Source organism: Mumia zhuanghuii (assembly GCF_042681565.1).
Lineage (GTDB): Bacteria > Actinomycetota > Actinomycetes > Propionibacteriales > Nocardioidaceae > Mumia.
Genome location: NZ_JBHUFT010000001.1, coordinates 239,665 through 257,172 on the forward strand (window position 1 = coordinate 239,665; position 17,508 = coordinate 257,172).

Annotated in this window: 19 protein-coding genes; 10 read left to right on the forward strand and 9 right to left on the reverse strand. The window is 70.9% G+C overall.

The features are described from left to right. Positions 1–17: 17 nt before the first annotated feature. The 3 genes from ACFSDF_RS01190 to ACFSDF_RS01200 are packed head-to-tail and all read right to left on the reverse strand — an operon-like array spanning position 18 to position 1,604. Positions 18–683 (reverse strand): hypothetical protein, encoded by a 666-nt coding sequence (locus ACFSDF_RS01190; RefSeq protein ID WP_377155741.1) that lies wholly within the window; start codon positions 681–683, stop codon positions 18–20. Between the two features lie 58 nt (positions 684–741). After that, positions 742–1,191: an alternative ribosome rescue aminoacyl-tRNA hydrolase ArfB gene (arfB, locus tag ACFSDF_RS01195; protein WP_167000800.1), complete on the reverse strand. Its 450-nt coding sequence runs from the start codon at positions 1,189–1,191 to the stop codon at positions 742–744. After that, positions 1,188–1,604: a CoA-binding protein gene (locus ACFSDF_RS01200; RefSeq protein WP_167249592.1), complete on the reverse strand. Its 417-nt coding sequence runs from the start codon at positions 1,602–1,604 to the stop codon at positions 1,188–1,190. Before ACFSDF_RS01200 ends, arfB begins: the two co-directional genes overlap by 4 nt. Before the next feature lie 66 nt (positions 1,605–1,670). Between ACFSDF_RS01200 and ACFSDF_RS01205 the strand changes: the two genes are divergently transcribed. Next, positions 1,671–2,669 (forward strand): HNH endonuclease family protein, encoded by a 999-nt coding sequence (locus ACFSDF_RS01205; protein ID WP_377155744.1) that lies wholly within the window; start codon positions 1,671–1,673, stop codon positions 2,667–2,669. A 7-nt stretch (positions 2,670–2,676) separates the two neighbouring features. Here the strand turns inward: ACFSDF_RS01205 and ACFSDF_RS01210 are convergent, their stop codons facing one another. Together ACFSDF_RS01210 and ACFSDF_RS01215 are read right to left on the reverse strand one after the other, a co-directional pair. Beyond that, positions 2,677–3,090 carry a VOC family protein gene (locus ACFSDF_RS01210; RefSeq protein WP_167000806.1) on the reverse strand — a complete coding sequence of 138 codons (414 nt, stop codon included), beginning with the start codon at positions 3,088–3,090 and terminating at the stop codon, positions 2,677–2,679. A gap of 43 nt (positions 3,091–3,133) precedes the next feature. Further along, entirely contained in the window at positions 3,134–3,787 is a 654-nt protein-coding gene (locus ACFSDF_RS01215; RefSeq protein ID WP_377155747.1) for a TetR/AcrR family transcriptional regulator C-terminal domain-containing protein, read from the reverse strand. Positions 3,788–3,873: 86 nt separating this feature from the next. On the opposite strand from ACFSDF_RS01215, the gene ACFSDF_RS01220 reads away from it, so the two are divergent. Continuing rightward, a complete protein-coding gene (locus ACFSDF_RS01220; protein WP_167249588.1) occupies positions 3,874–4,848 on the forward strand; it encodes an NAD(P)-dependent alcohol dehydrogenase in 975 nt (324 codons plus the stop codon). Positions 4,849–4,851: 3 nt separating this feature from the next. Here the strand turns inward: ACFSDF_RS01220 and ACFSDF_RS01225 are convergent, their stop codons facing one another. After that, on the reverse strand, positions 4,852–6,000 hold the full coding sequence (locus ACFSDF_RS01225; protein ID WP_377155749.1) for a serine hydrolase domain-containing protein: 1,149 nt from the start codon (positions 5,998–6,000) through the stop codon (positions 4,852–4,854). Positions 6,001–6,133: 133 nt separating this feature from the next. Continuing rightward, on the reverse strand, positions 6,134–7,627 hold the full coding sequence (locus ACFSDF_RS01230; protein WP_167249584.1) for an FG-GAP-like repeat-containing protein: 1,494 nt from the start codon (positions 7,625–7,627) through the stop codon (positions 6,134–6,136). A 408-nt stretch (positions 7,628–8,035) separates the two neighbouring features. Here ACFSDF_RS01230 and ACFSDF_RS01235 point away from each other — a divergent pair, with 408 nt between their 5' ends. Then, complete coding sequence (locus ACFSDF_RS01235; RefSeq protein ID WP_377155752.1) at positions 8,036–9,166, forward strand: Fic family protein; 1,131 nt, start codon at positions 8,036–8,038, stop codon at positions 9,164–9,166. Positions 9,167–9,175: 9 nt separating this feature from the next. Here the strand turns inward: ACFSDF_RS01235 and paaZ are convergent, their stop codons facing one another. Beyond that, entirely contained in the window at positions 9,176–11,212 is a 2,037-nt protein-coding gene (gene paaZ, locus ACFSDF_RS01240; RefSeq protein ID WP_377155754.1) for a phenylacetic acid degradation bifunctional protein PaaZ, read from the reverse strand. An 85-nt stretch (positions 11,213–11,297) separates the two neighbouring features. Between paaZ and paaA the strand changes: the two genes are divergently transcribed. The 6 genes from paaA to paaI are packed head-to-tail and all read left to right on the forward strand — an operon-like array spanning position 11,298 to position 15,586. Beyond that, complete coding sequence (gene paaA / locus ACFSDF_RS01245) at positions 11,298–12,284, forward strand: 1,2-phenylacetyl-CoA epoxidase subunit PaaA (protein WP_377155757.1); 987 nt, start codon at positions 11,298–11,300, stop codon at positions 12,282–12,284. Beyond that, positions 12,281–12,574 carry a 1,2-phenylacetyl-CoA epoxidase subunit PaaB gene (paaB, locus tag ACFSDF_RS01250; RefSeq protein WP_167000814.1) on the forward strand — a complete coding sequence of 98 codons (294 nt, stop codon included), beginning with the start codon at positions 12,281–12,283 and terminating at the stop codon, positions 12,572–12,574. The genes paaA and paaB overlap by 4 nt, the downstream gene beginning before the upstream one ends. 9 nt (positions 12,575–12,583) lie before the next feature. Continuing rightward, entirely contained in the window at positions 12,584–13,591 is a 1,008-nt protein-coding gene (paaC, locus tag ACFSDF_RS01255; RefSeq protein WP_377155760.1) for a 1,2-phenylacetyl-CoA epoxidase subunit PaaC, read from the forward strand. A gap of 2 nt (positions 13,592–13,593) precedes the next feature. Continuing rightward, the gene (gene paaD, locus ACFSDF_RS01260) at positions 13,594–14,091 is read left to right on the forward strand and encodes a 1,2-phenylacetyl-CoA epoxidase subunit PaaD (protein WP_167000817.1); all 498 of its coding nucleotides are present in this window, start codon (positions 13,594–13,596) and stop codon (positions 14,089–14,091) included. Further along, positions 14,091–15,179 carry a 1,2-phenylacetyl-CoA epoxidase subunit PaaE gene (gene paaE, locus ACFSDF_RS01265; protein ID WP_167000819.1) on the forward strand — a complete coding sequence of 363 codons (1,089 nt, stop codon included), beginning with the start codon at positions 14,091–14,093 and terminating at the stop codon, positions 15,177–15,179. Before paaD ends, paaE begins: the two co-directional genes overlap by 1 nt. Further along, on the forward strand, positions 15,176–15,586 hold the full coding sequence (paaI, locus tag ACFSDF_RS01270; protein WP_167000821.1) for a hydroxyphenylacetyl-CoA thioesterase PaaI: 411 nt from the start codon (positions 15,176–15,178) through the stop codon (positions 15,584–15,586). Before paaE ends, paaI begins: the two co-directional genes overlap by 4 nt. Here paaI and ACFSDF_RS01275 read toward each other — a convergent pair. Next, positions 15,573–16,193 (reverse strand): TetR/AcrR family transcriptional regulator, encoded by a 621-nt coding sequence (locus tag ACFSDF_RS01275; RefSeq protein WP_167000822.1) that lies wholly within the window; start codon positions 16,191–16,193, stop codon positions 15,573–15,575. The genes paaI and ACFSDF_RS01275 overlap by 14 nt on opposite strands. Positions 16,194–16,285: 92 nt before the next feature. Here ACFSDF_RS01275 and ACFSDF_RS01280 point away from each other — a divergent pair, with 92 nt between their 5' ends. Further along, entirely contained in the window at positions 16,286–17,503 is a 1,218-nt protein-coding gene (locus ACFSDF_RS01280) for a DUF4185 domain-containing protein (RefSeq protein WP_377155764.1), read from the forward strand. Positions 17,504–17,508: the final 5 nt, after the last annotated feature.

Sequence of the window (17,508 nt, forward strand, 5' to 3'; positions counted from 1 at the left end):
GCCGCGTCCAGCGGGTCTCAGTCGACCCAGGTCGCGCCCTCCTGGAAGAGGAGCTCGCCCTCCTCCACGCTCAGCGAGTCGTCCGGCCACTCGTCGGGGTCGCTCGGCAGCAGGCCGTCGTTGGCGACGGCGAGCGCGACGTGCGCGACCGGCTCGATGCCGCTGGTCTCGGCGAGACGGCTCCAGCCGCCGAGCCCGTGGCTGTGCGCGAGCGCATAGAGCGCCTCACCGACACCGGTGACCGGCCCTTCGATCTCGCCGTCGGACAGCCGCTGCGCGACCGCGCCGGCCGCGACGACCGCACGCGGGTCGGTCACGCGGTAGTCCATGCGCTGCAGCACCGTGACGCCCGTGACGTCCTGGTCGTCGATCGGTGCGCCGTCGTGCGCGTCGTGGTCGTGGTCGTGGCCGTCGTCGCCACCCTCGTCCTCCTCGATGATCGCGAAGGGCGGGAACGTGCCGCTGTAGTCGTACTGCGCCTCGTCGTACGCCTCCAGCGCGTCGGCGAGCGCCTGCTTGGCGGCGTCGATCGTCGCGACGTCGATGTCCGAACCGGCTGCCGCAACCACGACGGCGTGGGTGCGGAGCGCGGAGCTCAGGGCGTCGGCGGCGCGGACGAAGGAGTCTTTCGCCTCGTCGGACCAGCGGTCGGGCTCGGTGTTCTCGGGGTGCTCGTCGGTCATGGGACGAGCGTAGGCCCCACGACACAGTCGCCGCGACGAGCCGGAGGAGCGAACGCCTTCAGTCGGTGTCGCGGACGCGCCCGCGGCCGGACTTCGTCTCCGACCGGCGTCGCTTCGCCTCGACCCGGCGACGCTGCGAGCCGCGGGTCGGCTTGGTGGCGACACGGCTTCGGGGCGGTGGCGCGAGCGCCGTACGGAGCCGTTCGGCGAGACGTTCTCGGGCGGCGACACGGTTGCGCAGCTGCGAGCGGTGCTCGGACGCCGTCACGCTCAGGCGGGTGCTCCCGAGCGCGGCGACGACCCGGTCGCGCTGCTGCGGGGTCAGCACCTCGGACGCGGCGACGTCGAAGACGATCTCGACCCGGCTATCGGTCGTGTTCACCGACTGCCCGCCCGGCCCTGGTGAGCGCGAGAACCGCTCCTCCAGCTCACTCTCCGGCACCACGAGACCGCCCGGGACCCCTGGGCCGGGCGGCACGACGAGCGGACCTGTCGCCTTCGGTGTCACGACGCCCGCTTGGCCCACTCGATCATCGGGCAGGTGTCCATCACCATCGCGACGCCGGCGGCACGGGTCCGCGCGAACGCGTCCTCGTCGATCACGCCGAGCTGGAACCACACGCCCTTCGCACCGATCGCGACCGCCTCGTCGGCGAACGGACCGGCGGCCTCCGAGCGGCGGAACACGTCGACGACGTCGATCGGGAACGGCACGTCGGACAGCGTCGCGTACCCCTGCTCGCCGAGGACGACCGGCGCGGCGGGGTGGATCGGGACGATCCGCTTGCCGCGAGCCTGGAGGGTCTCGGCGATCCGGTAGGCGGTGCGTGTGGGGTCGCCCGAGAGCCCGACGACGGCCCACGTCTGGAGGTCGTCCAGCATCAGCGAGACCGCGTCCGGGTCGTACCAGTCGGTGCTCATGGTGTCGACGGTAGCGCTGTGGAGCCCGGGGGCGCCCATGTCGGTGCGGACGTGTAGAACCGACGGGTGACCCCCCGTACGCGACGTCTCGCCCTGTCCCTCGCTGCCGCTTCGCTGCTCGCCGTCTCGGCCTGCGGTCCCGTCGAGGGCGAGCAGCCCGCTCAGGCCGCGGCGGAGACCACAGCGCCGGCGGCAACCTCAGCGCCGGCGGCCGTCGCAGACCAGGTCGCCAAGGCCCGCGCGATGCTCGACGGGCTGAAGGTCTCGGGGCGGGCCCCCAAGACGGGCTACGACCGGGTCGGCCAGTACGGCCAGGCATGGGCCGACGTGACCCGCAGCGGGTGCGGCACCCGCGACAACATCCTGGTCCGCGACATGCGCGACGTCGAGAAGCGCAACAAGTGCGTGGTCGTCGCCGGCACCCTCGCTGACCCCTACACCAGCTCCACGATCGCGTTCCGCAAGGCCGATGCCTCCGCGGTGCAGATCGACCACGTGGTTCCGCTGTCGCTGAGCTGGCAGCTCGGCGCGCAGCAGTGGCCGGTCGGCAAGCGCGTGACGTTCGCGAACGACCCGCTCAACCTGCTCGCGGTCGACGGTCCGACCAACTCGAGCAAGTCCGACTCCGGGCCCGACGGGTGGCTGCCGCCGAACAAGGCATACCGCTGCACCTACGTCATCCGGTTCACCCGCATCGCCCACGCCTACGCGCTGCGGGTGACAGCCCCGATGAAGACGGCGATCGCGGGCATCCTCGACGCGTGCACGCGCGTCGACGGCACCCCAGCCGACCTCGCGCCGCTACCGAAGTCGACGTGGTCGTACGCGGCGGGCTTCGCGAAGGGCTCCAAGCCCACCGCGAGTGCGCCGGCCGACGGGGCGACGGCCGCTCCCGCGGGCAAGACGTGCCCGGCCAAGGCTCCGATCAAGGGCAACGTCCCCGACGACGGGGGCGACCGGATCTTCCACGAGCCGGGCACCCGCTCGTACGCGGTCACGGTGCCCGAGGCGTGCTTCGTGTCGGTCGCTCAGGCCGAGGCAGCGGGGTTCCGGGCTCCGCGCTGACCCGGCCTCACCCGTCCTGCGCCGCGACCTCGGCGTCGCTGCGCAGGATGCAGAACTCGTTGCCCTCGGGGTCGGCGAGCGTGATCCAACCCGTCCCGTCGGGTCGACGGAAGTCCCCGAGCTGGGTCGCGCCCAGCGCAAGCAGACGCTCGACCTCGTCGTCCCGTGAACGGTCGGTGGGGCGCAGGTCGAGGTGGAGGCGGTTCTTCACGGTCTTGTCGTCGGGGACCTCGATGAACAGCACGGGACCTGCGGCACCCGCGCTCCCGTCGGTGGGCGGGACGATCATGCACTCCTCGTGGCCGGGCTCGTTCGGGTCACCCGGGACGTCGGTGTATCCGACGAGGACCTGCTTCCACCACTGCGACTGGGCGTAGGCGTCGTGCGAGTCGATGGTCGTGTGCGAGATGCGGCAGCTCATGGCCAGACCGTAGCGGGGGCCGTCGGTCTCGCCGAACGGATTCTCAGGCTTTCGTGAGCCGCCGCTGCTCGAGCGCGTCGAGGATGAGGTCGAGCCCGTACGCGTACTCGTCGCCGAACGCGTAGCCGGGCTTCATCACGTGCTCCACCGCGATCTCGGTGAGATAAGGGAGCTCGACGGGTGCGGCTCCCTCGAGCATGCTGCCGGCGACCTCGGCGGCGCCCTGCGAGTCGCTGAACGGCAGGTTCACCTCCTGCACCACCTGGCCGAAGAGCTGGGCGTCGATCAGGGCGAACGCGTGAGCCGCGAGGCGGACGGAGAATCCCGCCTGCCGCAGGCAGGCGAGCACCGCCTCGTGGTGGCGCAGCGTCGCCGGGCTGGGTGCCGTGCGCGACTCGACGAACCCGATCGCCCAGGGGTGACGCAGGAGCACCTCGCGAGCGGACATGCACCGCCGCCGGATCTGCGTACGCCAGTCTTTGCCGGCGACCGGCAGCGCGATCTCTGCGAAGACGAGGTCGACCATCCCGTCGAGCAGGTCGTCCTTGTTGGCCACGTGGTGGTAGAGCGACATCGCCTCGACGCCGAGGTTGCGAGCGAGCGCGCGCATGGTGAGCGAGGTGGCTCCGGAGCCGTCCGCGAGGGAGACCGCCGTACGGAGCACCAGCTCGCGGGTCAGCGGCGGGCGACGGGCCATGGCTCCTCCTGCAACGGGTCTTGCGCGACCTTACGACGTAAGGCTACCGTCGAGGCGTCCCCTTACAACGTAAGGTTGTGGTTCAGATGAAAGCGATCGTCCGAGATCGGTACGGAGATGCCGACTGCCTCGAGCTTCGTGACGTCCGCGAGCCTGTGCCTGGCAAAGGCGAGGTCGTGCTCGACGTCCATGCGGCGGGGCTCGATCGAGGGGCGTGGCACGTCATGACCGGCCGTCCGTTGATCGGACGCGTCGCGATGGGCGTGCGCCGCCCGCGATGGCCGATCGGCATGGAGGTCGCGGGGGTCGTCCGCGAGGTCGGTGAGGGCGTCACGCAGCTCGCGGTCGGCGACGCGGTCCTCGGTGCGGGCACGGCCACGTACGCCGAGCGGGCGCGCGCCAAGGCGAAGCACCTCGTGCCCAAGCCCGACGCGCTCTCGTACGTCCAGGCCGCGGCGCTGCCCGTCTCTGCGGTCACGGCGCTCCATGCCGTGCGCGACGCCGGCCGCGTGCGCTCGGGCGACCGTGTCCTCGTGATCGGCGCGTCCGGCGGCGTCGGGACGTACGCGGTCCAGATCGCGCGTGCGTTCGGCGCCGAGGTCGCCGGCGTCTGTCGTACGGAGAAGGTCGACGGGGTGCGTGCGCTCGGTGCGGACCCGGTCGTCGACTACACACGCGACGACCTCGCCGAGCACGCGGGCCGCTATGACGTCGTCCTCGACATCGGCGGCCTGCGTCCGATCTCCGACCTGAGGCACCTGCTGACGCCCCGCGGCACCCTTGTCATCACCGGGGGCGAGGGTGGTGGCCGCATGCTCGGCGGGATCCACCGCCAGCTGGTCGCGCGCGCTCAGTCGCTGTTCTCCCGCCAGCGGCTCACGTCGTTCCTGTCGATCACGAAGGCGCATGATCTCGCCACGGTCGCGGACCTGGCGGCGCGCGGCGAGATCCGACCGGTGATCGACGCGGCGGTCCCGCTGGACGCGATGCCGGACGCGATGCGCCGGTTGGTGGACGGCGAGGTCCTCGGCAAGATCGTCATCGCGGTTCGCGAGGACTGAGCCTCACTCCCAAGCTGCCCGCCAGAACGCCTCGAAGACGGCTGTCGGCTCGGGAGAGGACCACATCTGGTTGGTGAGCAGCACGGCGACGACGTCCTTGACGGGGTCGACCCACAGCGTCGAACCCATGCCCCCGTCCCACCCGTACGATCCGGCGCTGCGCCCGTCGGGCTGGTCGCCGGTCTTGACGCCGAACCCGAGCCCCCAGTCGGCGAGGCCGTCGGCGTCGATCTGCCCGACACGCGGCCGGGTCGCCTCCGCGAGGACCTCGCGCGAGAGCACCCGCGTGCCGTCCTCGGCGACGCCGCCCGCGCGGAGCATGCGGCCGAACGCCGCGAGGTCCTCGACGGTCGAGACCAGGCCGTCGCCGCCGTTGGGGAACGCAGGCGGTCGGGACCACTGCCCCTCGGCCGGGTCGTACGGCATGAGGGCACCGCCGTCCGGCGGCAGCCAGTGCGGGCCGAGACGGTCGGCCTGCTGCGGTCGTACGCCGAAGCCGGTGCCCGTCATCGCGAGCGGAGCGAGCACCCGCTCGGCGAGGACCTCCGGCAGCGGTGCGCCCGCGGCTCGGGCGACGAGGACGCCGAGGACCTCGGAGCCCGAGTGATAGAGCCAGCGCTCACCCGGTTGGTACGACAGCGGGACCGCGCCGACCGTACGTATCCAGTCGTCGGGTGCGGGATTGGTCTGCGGCGCGGGCGGTCCGGCCTGGAGGCCCGCAGCGCCGAGCGCCGAGAGCACGGGGCCCGGGAACGGGCCGGAGAAGTCGAGGCCGATGCCGAGCCGAAGCTCCAGCACGTCGGCGACCGTGATCGGACGTGCCGCAGGAACGGTGTCGTCGAGAGGCCCGGCAGGATCGCGCAGCACGCGGCGGTCGCCGAGCTCGGGCAGCCACCTCTCGACGGGAGCGTCGAGGGTGAGCGTGCCGTCGTCGAGGAGCGACAGCGCGGCTGCCGCGACGACCGGCTTCGTCACCGACGAGATGCGGAAGGGGGTGTCGGGTCGGACGGGCGTGGCGTCCTCGGGCCCGTACGTCCCCTGGGCGCCGACGGCGACCCCGTCTCCGCGGGCGACCCACCACGCGAGGCCCGGTGGATCCACCCGCTCGATGTGCGGGGCGACGGCTTCGGTGACGCGGGCCTGCAGGTCCATGGGCTCTCCCTCTCGAGTGGTCCCTGGATCGACCGGTCAGAGGCGCCGAACTCATCGGACCTACCGCACAGGGGCGGGAACGACGAAGGGCGGGTCGTCGATGATCGACGGCCCGCCCTCCCCAGGTCTGGAGCTAGGGGGTGTGGCTCCAGATCCCGATCTTGTTGTTCTCGAAGCTCGAGAACACGAGATCGCTGTTGCCGTCGCGGTCGAGGTCGGCGATCTTCGCGCCGCCGGCCTGACCCCATCCTTCGGACTCCGGCAGCACGTGCTGCGCGAAGACGCCAGGGGCGGTCTGCTCGATCCAGTAGAGGCGGAAGGCGCCGTCGCCGGAGACCGCGAGGTCGGTGTCGCCGTCACCGTCGACATCACCGAAGCCGGTCTTGCCCGGCGCGGCCTGGCCCGGTCGTGCGTTGGCTGTGAACTCGGCACCCGGATCCACGCTCGAGGCGAGCGGCGCGACGGTCCACGGGGTGCGCGGGTCTGCGCCCGGGGTGAGGAGGAAGACGTCGGGCTTGGCGCGCAGGAACACCGGCGGACCGGGGTTGCCGGTCGTCGTGTTGGTGTGGTTGACGCCGACCCAGCGGTCGACGCCGTCGCCGAAGAGGTTCTCAGCCCGGTGGATGCTGAACGACGGGCCCTGTCCGCGGCTGATCTCGTGCATGACGAAGTCGGAGTCCGTGACGCCGTCCGTGGCGGAGCCGACGCGCTCGAACCAGACGAACGAGGCCTCGCCGGTCGGCGGGCCGGCGACGACGGGGCTCACGCCGAAGTACTGCGCGGAAGCGACGTCGAGGTCGCCGTCACCGTCGACGTCGGTCACGATCGGGCTGCTGCCACCGCGATCGGCGAGTGCGACGGCGGGGTCGAACCCACCCTTGCCGTCGCCCTTGAAGAACTGCAGCTCGACGATGTCGTCGGTGGTGCTCGAGGGGTTGAAGCCCTGCTCGCCGACGGTGACGATGTCCTTGCGGCCGTCGCCGTCGAAGTCGACGAACTCGAGATCGTGGTAGGCGAACGGGCTGTCGGTGACGATGTCGTGACGGTCCCAGTCGCGCAGCCCGGCGAGGCACTCCTTGAGCTGGGCGAGCGTGCGCGAGTTCAGCGGGCACTTGGCGAGGGCGAGGACCTCGCGAACGCTGCGCGGGGCGTCGCGGTTCTCCCACCAGGTGACCGAGCCGCGGTTGAACCCCATGCCGGAGTCCCAGAAGTAGCCGGCAGGCTGGATGATGTCGAGGTCGCCGTCACGATCGACGTCGGCGAGGGTCGGCTCGCTGGGGAAGATGATGCCGTCCGACGGCTCGATGACCGAGCGGGTCGCCCAGGTGTCGACGCCACCGCCGCGCTTGCGCCCGTCGTTCTCGTACAGCGTGACGCTGCCCGGCTCGGGGAGCGCGGCCGACCCCTGCATCGTGAGCTTGCCGTAGCTGGTCGAGACCACCTCGGGGCGGGAGTCGCCGATGAGGTCGCCGACGGAGGTGAATGCGGGGCCGACCGCGTCCTCGGCGATGACGGTGCGAATGAAGTCAGGCGTGTCTGCGGACGCTGGTCCGCCGGTCATGGACGCCGCCGCGACGGCTGCGGCGAGTGCCAGCGCAGTCGTGGTCGTACGAGCGGGGGTACGCATGGGTACTGCTCCTCGAGCATGTGCGTTCACAGATTCGGAACGGCGTTTCGATATGTGGCTGAACTGTGGCACAGAACAGGCCGGGAGTCGAGGGTCTTGCGGTACTGGCCGTTCGGCTCCTCCAAGCGTTCTCCAAGTTTCTCCAAACCTTGGAGTTGGGAGTAAGGTTTGCTCCAAGATTTGGAGAAACTTGGAGGAGAGTTGAAGGTCCCGGCCCCACCCCCTGATGTCGACGCCGTGCTCGAGGCTGCAGGCCAACAGGGCCGCAGGCTCAACATCTTTCAGGCAAGCCTCCAGTTGCGAGCGATGTCAGGCGACTATCTAGCTTGGGACAAGCTGCGATACAAGCAGCCGCCCGATGACCTCACGCACGAGGAATGGTGGGCGGCGACTCGCCTGGCAAGGACCATGGTCGAGCGACCGGTCGATCGCCTCGTCGATGTCGAGGGCCGTCCCTTCACGTTCACGCTTCCCGACGCTGTGCTGCAGTCGATCGAGAACGTCAACCGTGCGGCGAGCGGGCACATCGCGGTCAGTGAGCAGGTCACGAACGCGTCCACTCGCGACCGCTATCTGGTGAGCAGTCTCATCGAGGAGGCGATCACGTCGAGTCAGCTCGAGGGCGCAGCAACCAGCAGACGAGTGGCCAAGGAGATGATCCGAAGCGGGCGACCTCCGGCGGACCGCGGCGAGCGGATGATCCTCAACAACTACCGTGCCATGCGGCAGATCATCGGGCTCCAGCACGAAGAACTCTCGCCTGAGCTGGTCTGTGAGCTGCACCGCATCGTGACCGAAGGGGCACTCGACAACCCGGCTGCCGCGGGCGTTCTCCGGAGCGACGACAGTGAACGCGTCGCGGTCTGGGGTGACGGCGACCAGCTCCTCCATCGGCCGCCGCCGGTCGACGAACTGCCGGAACGCCTGCGGAGAGTGTGTGCGTTCGCCAACGGTGACGGCGCCCCTGGCTACGTACCGCCGGTGCTCCGTGCGATCACTGTCCACTTCATGATGGGGTACGACCACTACTTCGAGGACGGCAACGGCCGTACCGCACGAGCGCTGTTCTACTGGACGATGCTCCGCGAAGGTTTCTGGCTCACGGAGTTCGTGCCAATCTCGCGCATTCTCAAGCAGGCGCCGGCCCAGTACGCGCGGTCGTTCCTCCTGACCGAGCAGGATCGTGGCGATCTCACCCACTTCTTTCTCTCCCAGCTTGACGTGCTCGAGAGAGCGATCAAGGACCTTCACGAATACCTTGCACGCAAGGCGTCAGAGGTCCGCGATCTGCAACGGTCGATGCGGGCACGCCCGGAGGTGTACAACCACCGGCAGCTCGCGCTACTCGAGAATGCGGTGAAGGACCCGGGCGCGGAGTACTCGGTGCGTTCGCACTCGCTCAGCCACAACACCTCGGGAGAGACTGCGCGCCACGACCTGCGGGCACTCGAAAACGCGGGCCTCCTCGTACGGTCGCGACGAGGCAAGCAGTACGTGTGGGTGCCGGTCAGTGACCTCGTCGATCGCCTCGAGGGGTGAGGAACGCTCTTACGCGTCCCAGGACTTCGCGACCAGGGTCAGGACGTCGTACGTGGCAACCGGCGCGCCCTCGCCGTTCGCCACGACGGCGTCCCACCGGACCTCGCCGTAGTCGGCGGTCGCCCGCGGCGTGATCTGCTTGACGGTCAGCGTGACGGCGATGTCGTCCCCGGCCTTGACCGGCGTGAGGAACCGCAGGTTGTCGACGCCGAAGTTCGCGAGGACCGGCCCCGGGTCCGGGTCGACGAAGAGGCCCGCCGCGAGCGAGACCACGAGATAGCCGTGCGCGACGATGCCGCCGAACAGCGGGTTCGCCGCGGCCGCCACCTCGTCCGTGTGTGCGTAGAACGTGTCTCCCGTGAGGTCGGCGAAGCGGTCGATGTCCTCGCGCGAGACCGTACGAGACTCCGAGGCGATCGTGTCGCCGACCCGCAGGTCCGCGAGGCTCTTGCGGAACGGGTGGGTGCCGTCGTCACGGCGTGCGCCGCCGGTCGTCCACCGGCCCGTGATCGCGGTGAGCATGTCCGGCGAGGCCTGGAGCGCGGTGCGCTGCATGTGGTGCAGCACGGCTCGGATCCCACCGAGCTCCTCGCCGCCACCGGCTCGGCCGGGTCCGCCGTGGACGAGGACGGGCAGCGGCGACCCGTGGCCGGTGGACTCGCCGGCGTCGTCGCAGTCGAGGACGAGCAGACGTCCGTGCCAGGGGGCGAGGCCAAGCGTCAGCGTACGAGCGACGTCCGGGTCGTGCGTGACGATCGACCCGACCAGGCTCCCGCGACCTCTGGCAGCGAGTGCGACCGCGTCGTCGAGCGTCTCGTACGAGATCACCGTGCTCACGGGTCCGAACGGCTCGACGTCGTGCGGTTCGGTCGCCCCCGGGCGGGCCTGCAGCAGCACCGGGCCTAAGAACGCACCACGCTCCGCCTCGGCGCCGACCACCTCGACCTGGTCCGGGTCGCCGAACACCACGTCGGCCGTGCTGCGCAGCGCCTCGACCGCCTTGCGGACCTCGTCGCGCTGGGCGAGGCTCGCGAGCGGCCCCATCCGGACCTCGGGATCCGTAGGGTCGCCGACCGTCACCTTCGCGAGCCGGTCGCGAAGGGCTCCGACCACCGTGTCGGCCATGCCGGCGGGGACGAGCACGCGCCGGATCGCGGTGCACTTCTGTCCCGCCTTGGCCGTCATCTCGGTGACGACGCCCTTCACGAAGAGGTCGAGCTCGGGATCGTCCGCAGTGACGTCCGGACCGAGGATCGAGCAGTTCAACGAGTCGGCCTCGACGGTGAGCCGGACGCCGCCGGTCGCGATCGACGGGTGGTCGCGCAGCACGTTGGCGGTGTGGGCCGAGCCGGTGAAGGCGACCGAGTCCTGCGGACCCAGCTCGTACAGGAGCGTGCCGGCGCTCCCGCTCACCAGCTGCAGCGCCCCCTCGGGCAGGAGGCCGGACTCGATGATCTGGCGGACGAGCGCCTCTGCCACGTACGCGGTCGGGCTGGCCGGCTTCACGATGGTCGGGAGCCCGGCGAGGAAGGCGGGCGCGAGCTTCTCGAGCATCCCCCAGACCGGGAAGTTGAAGGCGTTGATCTGCACGGCGACGCCGGGCCGCGAGGTGAAGACGTGCTGGCCGACGAACGTGCCGCCCTTGCCGAGCGGCTCGGGCGGTCCGTCGAGGACGACCGTGTCGTTGGGCAGCTCGCGCGTGGCCTTGCTCGCGTACGAGAAGAGCGTGCCGATGCCGCCGTCGACGTCGATCATCGCGTCGCGTCGCGTGGCCCCGGCGCGCGCAGACAGGTCGTACAGGTGGTCCTTCTCGGCGCCGAGATGCTTCGCGAGCGCTTTGAGGAGGCCGCCGCGCTCGTGGAAGGTCAGGCCGCGAACCGCAGGACCGCCGACCTCACGGGCGTACGCGACCATCGCGGGGAGGTCGAGGCCGGTGCTCGAGACGCGCGCAACCTCCTCGCCCGTGGCGGCGTCGAGGAGCGGCGTGCCCTCGTCGGGCGCGGCATACCAGCGTCCGGCGGCGTAGCTCTGCAGCAGTGCGCTCATGGGTCCCCCGGGTGTCGTTGCACGCGTACGGTGACCCGTGTCACAGTATTACAGAACGATCGGTCAGTAAATCCCGGGAGGCACCATGACTCTCACCGAGCCCGAGCTCCTCGCCGGCTTCGAGGAGACAGTCGCGCGCCACGACCGGATCGAGCCGCGCGACTGGATGCCGGAGCGCTACCGCAGGACGCTCGTCCGTCAGATCGCGCAGCACGCCCACTCCGAGATCATCGGCATGCAGCCCGAGGGCGCATGGATCATCCGGGCGCCGTCGCTTCGTCGAAAGGCGATCCTGCTGGCGAAGGTGCAGGACGAGGCGGGGCACGGGCTCTACCTCTACTCCGCCTGCGAGACCCTCGGCGTCTCCCGCCAGGAGCTGACCGAGCTGCTGCTGGCCGGCAAGCAGAAGTACTCCTCGATCTTCAACTACCCCACCCCGTCGTACGCCGATGTCGGCACGATCGGCTGGCTCGTCGACGGCGCCGCGATCTGCAATCAGGTGCCGCTGTGCCGCACCTCGTACGGGCCGTACGGACGCGCGATGATCCGCATCTGCAAGGAGGAGTCGTTCCACCAGCGGCAGGGCTACGAGCTGCTGATGACGATGATGAGCGGGACCGACGAGCAGCGGGCGATGGTCCAGGAGTCCGTCGACCGGTTCTGGTGGCCGTCGCTGATGATGTTCGGTCCGCCGGACACGCAGTCGCCGAACACGGCCCAGTCGATGGCGTGGGGCATCAAGCGCGACACCAACGACGACCTGCGGCAGAAGTTCGTCGACATGACTGTGCCGCAGGCGCAGGTCCTCGGCGTGACGCTGCCCGACCCCGAGCTGGCGTGGAACGAGGAGCGCGGGCACTACGACTTCGGCGAGCCCGACTGGGACGAGCTCACCGCGGTGATCAGCGGCGACGGGCCTTGCAACGCCGAGCGGATCGCGCACCGCCGCCGTGCGCACGAGGAGGGTGCGTGGGTGCGCGAGGCCGCGATGGCCTTCGCGGAGCGGAGCCCGTCGTCGGTTGAGCCGCCGTCGTCGGTTGAGCCTGTCGAAACCCCAGAGGCTCCGCGATGAACACCGTCCGAGCCGAGTGGCCGCTCTACGAGGTGTTCATCCGCGGCAAGCGCGGGCTCAACCACGTGCACGTCGGCTCGCTGCACGCTCCGGACGACGAGATGGCGCTGCGACACGCGCGTGACGTCTACACCCGGCGCAACGAGGGCGTGAGCATCTGGGTCGTCCGCTCCGACGCGATCACGGCGTCGAGCCCCGACGAGAAGGACCCGCTCTTCGCGCCCAGCGGCGACAAGGTCTATCGGCACCCGACCTTCTACGAGATCCCCGACGATGTCCCGCATATGTGAGGAGGGGTGATGATCTCGACAGGCTCGACCGGCGGAGCGGGCGGCTCGACCGGCGGAGCGGGCGGCTCGACCGGCGGAGCGGGCGGCTCGACCGGCGACGTGCATGACAACCCGTACGAGGGCCTGTACGGGGGCGATGCCACGCACTGGGCTTTCGGGACGGCCTTCGAGGATCCGCTCGCGACGCTCGGCGACACGACGGTCCCCGACGGGGTCGACCCGCACGACCTCGCGTCGTACGCCGTCATGCTCGCCGACGACGCACTCGTGATGTCCCACCGGCTCGCACAGTGGTGCAGCAACGCGCCGGACCTCGAGGAGGACGTCGCGCTCGCCAACGTGGCGCTCGACCTGCTCGGTCAGGCGCGGCTCCTCTACACGCGAGCCGGCACTGCCGATCCTGAGGGCGTGCCCGTGCTCGCCGAGGGGTCACGGGCGGCCGCGGAGGACGCCTTCGCCTCCTTCCGCGACGTCGGCGACTTCCACAATGTCGCGCTGGTCGAGGTGGAGAACGGCGACTTCGCCGACGCCGTCGTCCGTATCCTGCTGTTCGCGACGTGGCGCCTTGCGCTGATGGAGCGGCTGCGTGACAGCACCGACCCGGTGCTCGCGGCGATCGCGGCGAAGGCGGTGAAGGAGCTGACCTACCACCGTGACTACGCCGGTCGGTGGGTCGTCGTGCTGGCGGGCGGCACCGACGAGTCGCGGCGCCGCGTCCTCGCCGCCCGCGACGCGCTCTGGCCCCTACGCGCGGAGCTCGGCGCGACGCACCCGGTCGAGGCGCGGATGGCGGAGTCCGGCGCCGGAGTCGATCCGGCGACGGTCGACGACGAGGTCGACGACGTGCTCGCGCAGGTGTGGGAGGCGGGGGGTCTCGACAGGCTCGACCGGCGGAGTGTGGGTCTCGACAGGCTCGACCGGCGGACGGGGCGCCACGGTGTGCACACCGAGGACCTCGCAAAGATGCTCGCCGAGATGCAGAGCGTCGCCCGCGCACATCCGACGGGGAGGTGGTGACCATGGCGACGAGGGTGGCAGCGTACGAGGTCGCGGCGCGCGTGACCGATCCCGAGATGCCGATGCTCACGCTCGAGGACCTCGGCGTGCTGCGCGGGGTCGACGTCGACGACGGCACAGTCGTCGTGACGATCACGCCCACCTACTCGGGCTGCCCCGCGATGACGGCGATGCGCGACGACCTCGTCCGTACGCTTCGCGCCGAAGGGTTCGCCGACGTCCGGGTCGACGTCGCGCTGGCTCCTGCGTGGTCGAGCGACTGGATCAGTCCGCACGGCCGGCGGGCGCTCGCCGCGCACGGCTTGTCGGCTCCCGGCCCCGCGCCGGACCATGAGGGGCCCATCGCGCTGACCCTGACGGCCACACGGCGCGACGTCCCGTGCCCGCGGTGCGGCTCGCGCGCGACGGCGATCACGTCGGAGTTCGGCCCGACCCCGTGCACTGCGCTCTACCGGTGCACGGCGTGCCTCGAGCCGTTCGAGCACGTCAAGGAGATCTGATGACGCTCGCCTCGCCGGAGCCTCGCACGCGCAGGTCGGCGCCGTTTCACGCGCTCACCGTGACCGCGGTCGAGCCGCTCACCGACGACGCGGTCGCGGTGACCTTCGACGTGCCCGAGGCGCTGCGCGAGGAGTACGCGTTCCGCGCGGGCCAGTCCGTGACCCTGCGGCGGGTGCTCGACGGCGAGGAGCACCGACGGTCGTACTCGATCTGCGCCCCCGTCGGCGCGCCCCTGCGCATCGGGGTGCGGACGATCCCCGACGGGTTGTTCTCGTGGTGGCTCGCGCGAGACGTGACCCCCGGGACGCGCGTCGAGGTGCAGCCGCCGACCGGGAGCTTCCGGGCGGACCCCGACGAGGGCGGCCGTCACCTCTGCATCGCCGCCGGCTCCGGGATCACGCCGATGCTCTCGATCGCGAGCACCGTGCTCGCCCACCCCTCGGCGCAGGTCACGCTCCTGTACGGCAACCGGACCACCGCGAGCACGATGTTCGCCGAGGAGCTCGCCGACCTCAAGAACCGCTACGGCCCGCGCTTCGACCTTGTGCACGTGCTGTCGCGGGAGCCGCGCGACGTCCCGTTGTTCTCCGGTCGCATGGACGCCGATCGGCTCCGCCGGCTGCTCACGCTGCTCGTCCCGGTCGGCGACCTCGACCACGTGTGGCTGTGCGGTCCGTTCGGGATGCTCGCTGATGCCCGCGCCGTCCTCGCCGAGGTCGGCGTCCCGGGCGAGCGCGTCCACGTCGAGCTGTTCTACGTCGACGAGCCGCCGCCCGAGGTCCGGCACCTCGACCCCGCGCTCGAGGGCGTGACGAGCGACGTCACCGTCGTCCTCGACGGTCGCAGCACGACGACGCCGATGCTGCGCGACCGTACGGTGCTCGACTCCGCGCAGCGCACGCGCGCCGACCTCCCGTTCGCGTGCAAGGGCGGTGTCTGTGGGACGTGCCGCGCACGCGTGTGCGACGGCGAGGTGGACCTGCGGCGCAACTACGCGCTGAGCGAGGACGAGCTCGCGAGGGGGTTCGTGCTGACCTGTCAGTCGTACCCGCTCAGCGAGCGGCTCACCGTGGACTACGACGCATGACCGGGGACGGCGCCGCCGCGATGTGGGCGGCCGACGCGGCGAGCAGGGCGCTCGGCATGGAGTGCGAGCACGTCGCGCGCGGCGAGGCCCGGGTCTCGATGGTGGTGCGCGACGACATGGTGAATGGGCACGGCCTGTGCCACGGCGGGCTCGTCGCGGCGCTCGCCGACAGCACGTTCGCCCTCGCGTGCAACGGGTACGGGGAGGTGACCGTCGCCGCGGGCTTCGACATCACGTTCCTCGCGCCTGCCCACCTCGGGGACACCCTCGTCGCGGAGGCGGTGGAGCGTGCACGCAGCGGCCGGTCGGGACTGTACGACGTGACCGTACGCCGCCGTCCCGACGAGGCGACGATCGCGGAGTTCCGGGGTCGCAGCCGTGGCGTCGGTCCGGTCAGCTCTTCCTGATCGCCAGCCCGTCGAAGGCCAGTGCCGTGACGGCGTCGGCGAGCAGCGCGGTGTCGGCGGGGCCGCCCGGGCGGTACCACTCGATCAGCGAGTTGACCATGCCGAAGAGCAGCCGGCTGATCAGGTCGGGGTCGATGTCGTCGCGCAGCGCGCCCTCTGCGACCGCGTCCTGGACCAGCCCGCTCAGCCGCTCGTCGATCGCGCGCCGCCGGGCAAGGGCCTGCTGCTCGACCTCGCTGTTGCCGTGGACCCGCAGCAGGAGCGTCACCGACGGCAGGTGAGCGACGAGCACCTCGACACTCTGGCGCACCGCCGTCCGCAGACGGTCGTACGCACTCACTCCCGGTCGTTCCTGCACCGCCCCGGCGATCACGGCGTCCAGCCCGTCGAGCGCCTCGTCCAGCGCGCGCGCGAGGAGGTGCTCCTTGCTCGGGACGTGGTGGTAGATCGCGGACTTCGTCAGGCCCAGCTCGCGTGCCAGGTCACCCACGCTGGTCGCGTCATAACCCTGGCGGTTGAAGAGTGCGACCGCGCGCCGCAGCACCGTCTCCTGGTCGTACCCGGGGCGGCCTCGCCGCGCGGTGCCTCCCGTCGAGCCGGTCGCCATGCCCACAGGCTCTCACAGCGGACGAGACGGAGGTCACGACTCGGCGCAACCCCTGGGGCGCGAGACCGGAGCGCACTACTGTCGGTGGCGACATGGACGACAGCGAGACGACGCCCCGACGTGCGCGGCGAAGGTGGATCCCCGCCGTCGCCGCGGTCGTGCTCGCCTGCCTGGCGGTCGTGGTCGTGCTCCTCGTACGGGGGCCCCTCGCCGATGCGGACGACGACAAGGCGGGTGTCGCCTCCCCGGCGACGAAGGAGCCGATGGCGTCGTACGCGTCGCCATGCGTGAGCATTCCTCGGTTGCGCTCGATCACCGACCTGCAGAACATCGTCGACACCACGCGTGGCGGCGCCGCGCTCCAGGGCGCCGATGTCGGTGCCGACCTGACGCTGCAGGACGGACGGCGCATCTGGGTCATGGGCGACACGCTGCGCGCGGCCGACTTCGACGGCCAGCGCTTCGTCCGCAACTCGATGCTGCTGATCTCCGACGGCTGCGCGCAGACGGTTCTTCCGGAGGACAACGGCGCGCTCATCCCCGACCGCGCCGACGGGGTCGGCTACTGGCCGATGTCGATCGGACGAGTGCACCGCAACGGGGTCGACGTGGTCGGCGTCGGCGTGCAGCGCGTACGGGGCACCGGCGGCGCGTCGAGCACCGACTTCGAGAACCTCGGCCCTGCGATCGCGGTGTTCCACGTGGAGCCCGGCGGTGTGCCCCAGCTCGTCGAGGTGAAGGACATCGGGCGCGACGACCCGAGCCGCAAGCGCCCGACGTGGGGTGCCGCGGTCGCGATCAAGGGCGAGTGGGTCTATCTGTACGGCACCGCCAACCCCGAGGTCGACGGCGTCTTCGGCTACTCGCTGCGGGTCGCCCGGGTCCACATCGACCACCTGCGCGACCATTCCCGGTGGCGCTACTGGGACGGCACCGAGTGGAGCAAGAATGCCGCAGAGGCGGTCGAGCTGATCCCCGCCCAGGGAGGGGTCTCGCAGACGTTGAGCGTCTTTGAGCAGGACGGGTCCTGGTACGCCGTGAGCAAGCAGGATGAGTTCCTCGGCCAGGACCTGGTGATCTGGAAGGCGCCCGCGCCCTCAGGTCCGTTCACGCGCGCGTCCACGGTCGCCCGGATCCCGTCCAACGCCGTCACGGGCCAGCTCCGCTACATGCCGCTCGCCCACCCTGCGATCCTCCCTGTGCCGGGGACGGTGATCGTCTCGTACAGCCGCAACAACACCGATCTCGGCAAGGTCGAGGCCAACCCGTTCCTCTACCGCCCCGCGTTCATCCGCGTGCGTTTGCCCTAGCGCTG

What these genes read in the sequence shown, in the direction of transcription:
- paaI (WP_167000821.1), top strand. Translation starts at nt 15,176, where the DNA reads ATGACCGGGGACGGCGCCGCCGCGATGTGGGCGGCCGACGCGGCGAGC.
- ACFSDF_RS01235 (WP_377155752.1), top strand. Translation starts at nt 8,036, where the DNA reads ATGGTCGAGCGACCGGTCGATCGCCTCGTCGATGTCGAGGGCCGTCCC.
- ACFSDF_RS01200 (WP_167249592.1), bottom strand. Translation starts at nt 1,604, where the DNA reads ATGAGCACCGACTGGTACGACCCGGACGCGGTCTCGCTGATGCTGGAC.
- paaE (WP_167000819.1), top strand. Translation starts at nt 14,091, where the DNA reads ATGACGCTCGCCTCGCCGGAGCCTCGCACGCGCAGGTCGGCGCCGTTT.
- ACFSDF_RS01230 (WP_167249584.1), bottom strand. Translation starts at nt 7,627, where the DNA reads ATGCGTACCCCCGCTCGTACGACCACGACTGCGCTGGCACTCGCCGCA.
- paaB (WP_167000814.1), top strand. Translation starts at nt 12,281, where the DNA reads ATGAACACCGTCCGAGCCGAGTGGCCGCTCTACGAGGTGTTCATCCGC.
- ACFSDF_RS01275 (WP_167000822.1), bottom strand. Translation starts at nt 16,193, where the DNA reads ATGGCGACCGGCTCGACGGGAGGCACCGCGCGGCGAGGCCGCCCCGGG.
- ACFSDF_RS01215 (WP_377155747.1), bottom strand. Translation starts at nt 3,787, where the DNA reads ATGGCCCGTCGCCCGCCGCTGACCCGCGAGCTGGTGCTCCGTACGGCG.
- ACFSDF_RS01210 (WP_167000806.1), bottom strand. Translation starts at nt 3,090, where the DNA reads ATGAGCTGCCGCATCTCGCACACGACCATCGACTCGCACGACGCCTAC.
- ACFSDF_RS01280 (WP_377155764.1), top strand. Translation starts at nt 16,286, where the DNA reads ATGGACGACAGCGAGACGACGCCCCGACGTGCGCGGCGAAGGTGGATC.
- ACFSDF_RS01220 (WP_167249588.1), top strand. Translation starts at nt 3,874, where the DNA reads ATGAAAGCGATCGTCCGAGATCGGTACGGAGATGCCGACTGCCTCGAG.
- ACFSDF_RS01190 (WP_377155741.1), bottom strand. Translation starts at nt 683, where the DNA reads ATGACCGACGAGCACCCCGAGAACACCGAGCCCGACCGCTGGTCCGAC.
- paaC (WP_377155760.1), top strand. Translation starts at nt 12,584, where the DNA reads ATGATCTCGACAGGCTCGACCGGCGGAGCGGGCGGCTCGACCGGCGGA.
- ACFSDF_RS01225 (WP_377155749.1), bottom strand. Translation starts at nt 6,000, where the DNA reads ATGGACCTGCAGGCCCGCGTCACCGAAGCCGTCGCCCCGCACATCGAG.
- paaA (WP_377155757.1), top strand. Translation starts at nt 11,298, where the DNA reads ATGACTCTCACCGAGCCCGAGCTCCTCGCCGGCTTCGAGGAGACAGTC.
- paaZ (WP_377155754.1), bottom strand. Translation starts at nt 11,212, where the DNA reads ATGAGCGCACTGCTGCAGAGCTACGCCGCCGGACGCTGGTATGCCGCG.
- paaD (WP_167000817.1), top strand. Translation starts at nt 13,594, where the DNA reads ATGGCGACGAGGGTGGCAGCGTACGAGGTCGCGGCGCGCGTGACCGAT.